Annotated in this window: 2 protein-coding genes and 2 pseudogenes; 1 reads left to right on the plus strand and 3 read right to left on the minus strand. The window is 65.3% G+C overall.

The genetic code is table 11. The features are described from left to right. The 3 genes and pseudogenes from N878_RS14810 to N878_RS14820 all read right to left on the minus strand — a co-directional run. A pseudogene (locus N878_RS14810) lies at window positions 1-190 on the minus strand (aldehyde dehydrogenase); the annotation flags it as partial. A 10-nt stretch (window positions 191-200) separates the two neighbouring features. Then, window positions 201-1,391 (minus strand): aromatic ring-hydroxylating dioxygenase subunit alpha, encoded by a 1,191-nt coding sequence (locus N878_RS14815; RefSeq protein WP_031303219.1) that lies wholly within the window; start codon window positions 1,389-1,391, stop codon window positions 201-203. Between the two features lie 269 nt (window positions 1,392-1,660). Beyond that, complete coding sequence (locus tag N878_RS14820) at window positions 1,661-2,590, minus strand: LysR substrate-binding domain-containing protein (RefSeq protein WP_031303220.1); 930 nt, start codon at window positions 2,588-2,590, stop codon at window positions 1,661-1,663. 479 nt (window positions 2,591-3,069) lie between these two features. Here N878_RS14820 and N878_RS14825 point away from each other — a divergent pair. Next, window positions 3,070-3,826 (plus strand): annotated as a pseudogene (locus N878_RS14825) (acetyl-CoA C-acyltransferase); the annotation flags it as partial.

Consider the following 3,826-nt stretch of genomic DNA (forward strand, 5'->3'; position numbering starts at 1 on the left):
CGCGGGTCAGCTCACCGCTGTCGACGCAACGCCGCGCCGCCAGCAGGGCGTGCTCGGCGTCCTCACGCGAGGCCTGGGCGATGGTCGCCACCGGCTCGGCGGTACCGGGATTGCTCACCTGCAGGTGCTGGGCACTGTCCACCCATTCACCGTCGATGTAGTTCAGCCAGTGTTCGGCAATCGGAAACATGGCGAGCTCCTCAGGCGTTCTGGGCGATGGCCAGCAGCTTGCGCGCGGCCCACTGGTGGAAGTAGTGAGTCGGGATGTCCATCTCCGGGGAGAACGCGCCGCCGCCGTAGCCGGGCGAGTGACGGCCCTTCTGCATGCCTTCGACCGAGGCGATGTCCTCGGCGAACACCACCTTCCACGACTCCAGGATGGCGTTGCGGCAGGCGGCGTATTCGTCGCCCAGCGCCTCGTCGCCGACGTAGAACAGGCGCAGGTGCTCGATGGTGCGCCCCGGTGCGACCGGTTCCAGCTGCATGGCGAAGGCGTGGTCGGCCTGGATACCGAGCAGCACGTTGGGGAAGAAGGCCACGTACTCGGCGTTGCGCAGGCGATCCTGCGGCCAGCTGGGGAACTGCGGCAGGTGGGTGCCGGCGACGTCGGAGAGGTTGTACGCGTAGCTGCCCTGGCCGGCGAACTGCTCGTCGAACAGGATGTTGTAGTGATCCTCCAGGCGCGAGTAGCTGTTCAGACTCGGGTGCACCCACGGCAGGTGGTACGCCTCGCAGTAGTTCTCCACTGCCAGTTTCCAGTTGCAGGCGATGTCCAGGGTGGTGGCGTCCATGTTGGCGCGGCGGCGCATCAGGCCCATGCCGTCGTCGCCGAGGAACTGGCTCCAGCGCGCGGTCAGCGGCGCCAGCATCTCTTCCAGCGGCTGCGCGTCGCCGGACAGGTTGACGAACACCATGTCCATCCAGATGGCGCTGCGGATGGCCTTGAGGCCGTGCTTTTCGCAGGCGAAGCGCTCGTCCTTGTGCTTGTCGATGCCGCCGACGTGCGGGGTGCCCTTGAGGCCGCCGTTGAGGTCGTAGGTCCAGGAGTGGTAGGGGCAGCGGATCACGCCCTGCACAGTGCCCTCTTCCTCCACCAGCTTCATGCCGCGGTGGCTGCAGACGTTGTGGAACACCTGTACCAGGCCGTCGCGGTTGCGCATCAGCAGCAGCGGCAGGCCCATGAAGTCGACCGGCTTGACCGAGCCGTTCTGGCTCAGGTCGCTGGCAAAACCGACGCAGGCCCAGGTCTTGCCCATGATCTGGTCGCGCTCGAGCTCGAACAGCTTCTGATCGGTGTAGAACGCGTTGGACAGGCCGGTGGCCTCGTGGATCGGCGCGAGAACGGTTTCCAGCTGATGCACTGGGATCTGCTGAGAAGTGGCTTGAGTCATTGTTGTTATCCCCTGCAAGGCACGGTGGTGGTGATCGGCAGGCGCGCTGGCCTTGTCCGTTGGCGGCCAGTTTCGGAAAGCGGGGGATTGTTCGACAAACGATTTTTTACCGCCGCATTTATGACTATTACTCATTAATGCGTCAATGCAGAGCGGCCGCAGGCAGCACGGGACGGTAGCTCCCCATGCGTGAAGATAAGCGGTTTATGACAAAGCATGGCCCGACGAGCGGGCGTAGGCTATCGCGCGACCTAAGCGGCCGCGTCGCTTCAGGGGGGGCTTGCTTCGCCGTTCGCCTGGCCGGCTACCTGCTCCATCAGCCAGCTGCGAAAACGCTTGACGCTCTGCCGGCTGCTGCCGCGACCAAGCGGCTCGAGCAGGCAGAATTGCGCCTCGGTGCGCAGCACGTCCTCGATGGGCCGCACCAGCGCGCCGGTCTGCAGGTGATTGTCGACCAGGTTCGACCAGGCCAGCGCAATGCCCTGCCCGCTCAGCGCCGACTGGATCAGCATCGAGTAGCTGTTGATGTTGATCCTGTGCCTGGGGTTCCGTGCCTTGTGGCCCAGTCGCTGAAACCATTCCGGCCAGCTGATCCAGTCGCGCTGCGGGTCTTCCAGCCACAGCCAGGTGCCGGCGGCCAACTGCGCCAGCCCGGTGAGCTCCGGATGCTTGGCGAGATAGCCCGGGCTGCACACCGGGAACACCTCCTCGGCGAACAGCGACGTCACCTGCATGTTCTTCGGCGGCGTGCGGCAGTAATAGAGCGCCAGGTCGCAATCGAGCCGGGAAAAGTCCCTGACATGGTCGTAGGCGATGATGCGCAGATCGACCTCCTCGTTGTCGCGCTGGAACTCAGCGACCCTGGGCAACAGCCAGAGCGACGCCATCGCCGTGCTGGTGACCACCGTCACCTGCTGGGCGCCGCGCCAGTGACGGATTTCGCCCGTGGCGTGGGCCAGCTGCAGCAAGGCCTCGCGCACCGTTTCGTAGTACTGGCTGCCGGTGGGGCTGAGGTTGATCTCGCGGGTGGTGCGCTCGAACAGGGTCTTGCCGAGGTAATCCTCAAGCAGGCGCACCTGTCGACTGATCGCCCCCTGGGTGACGTTCAGCTCTTTGGCGGCCAGGGTAAAGCTCAGATGCCGGGCGGCGGACTCGAATGCCACCAGGCTATTCAGGGGCGGTAGAGGTTGAATTTTCATGCAGGCGTTCACGCAGGCGTTGTTGTTGTTTGGCAGGAGTCTATAGCTCCGGCCTGCCGCCGGCATTCAAATTGTGCTGGTCGCGGCGTCAGTAGCGCCGATCACCCTGACTGGGAAAATGGCCGCTAAAAATCAGTTAAATAGAAGCGATAAGTCGTAATCAGGCGGCCATCCTGCAAATTATCCAGCAGTGCTTCGGGGCCGCCTGACAGCGCGTCCGCGAGCGCTGCGAGAAGCCTGCCGGCCGTTGAGCTGGGCGGATCAAGCCGGCGCATCAATTCAGCGAGCGAATACCTGGCATCACGACATGTCATTTCTCAAATAGTCGCCGGGTCACTAGGGTGCGATGAGCCGGGCTCAGCGACATCGGCCAGGCGGTGTAGCTCGCCGGCCCCGCTGTCCGGCCTTCAGGGCCGGCCCGCTTGGCGGTCTCGCCTCCATTTCCCTCCGCGACGCCAGCGATCAGCCAGGAGTTGACCATGCAAGATGCCGTAATCCTTTCCACCGCGCGCACGCCGATAGCCAAGGCCTTTCGCGGCGCATTCAACGACCTCAAAGCGCCCAGCATGAGCGCCATCGCCATCCAGGCGGCCGTGCAGCGCGCGGGGATCGACCCGGCGGCTATCGACGATGTGGTGATGGGCACGGCGATGCAGGGCGGTAGCGCCTCCACCAACCTGGCGCGCCTGTCCCTGCTGGCCGCCGGGCTGCCGCTGACGGTCAGCGGGCAGACCATCGACCGCCAGTGCGCCTCCGGCCTGATGGCCGTGTCCATCGCCGCCAAGCAGATCATGGTCGACGGCATGCAGATCGCCCTGGGCGCCGGCCAGGAGCAGATCAGCCTGGTGCAGAACCCGCATATGCAATGGGCCGCCGCGGATGCCGACGCCAATGTCACCCGCCACGCCGAGCACGCCTACATGCCCATGCTGCACACCGCCGAACGAGTGGCCAAGCGCTACGGCATCAGCCGCGAGGCGCAGGATGCCTATGCCCTCGAATCGCAGCGGCGCACCGCCGCGGCCCAGGCGGCCGGCCTGTTCGCCGAGGAGATAGTGCCGGTGACGGCGCGCAAGAAGCTGGTGGACAAGGCGAGCGGCGAAGTCAGCTACGAGGAAGTGACCCTGAGCCTGGACGAAGGCAATCGCCCGCAGACCCAGCTGGAGGATCTGAGTCGGCTCAAGCCGGTGGTCGACGGCGGCTGCGTCACCGCCGGCAACGCCAGCCAGCTGTCCG

The sequence above is a fragment of the Pseudomonas sp. EGD-AK9 genome, from assembly GCF_000465935.2.
Taxonomy (GTDB): Bacteria; Pseudomonadota; Gammaproteobacteria; order Pseudomonadales; family Pseudomonadaceae; genus Aquipseudomonas.

What these genes read in the sequence shown, in the direction of transcription:
- N878_RS14815 (WP_031303219.1), bottom strand. Translation starts at nt 1,391, where the DNA reads ATGACTCAAGCCACTTCTCAGCAGATCCCAGTGCATCAGCTGGAAACC.
- N878_RS14820 (WP_031303220.1), bottom strand. Translation starts at nt 2,590, where the DNA reads ATGAAAATTCAACCTCTACCGCCCCTGAATAGCCTGGTGGCATTCGAG.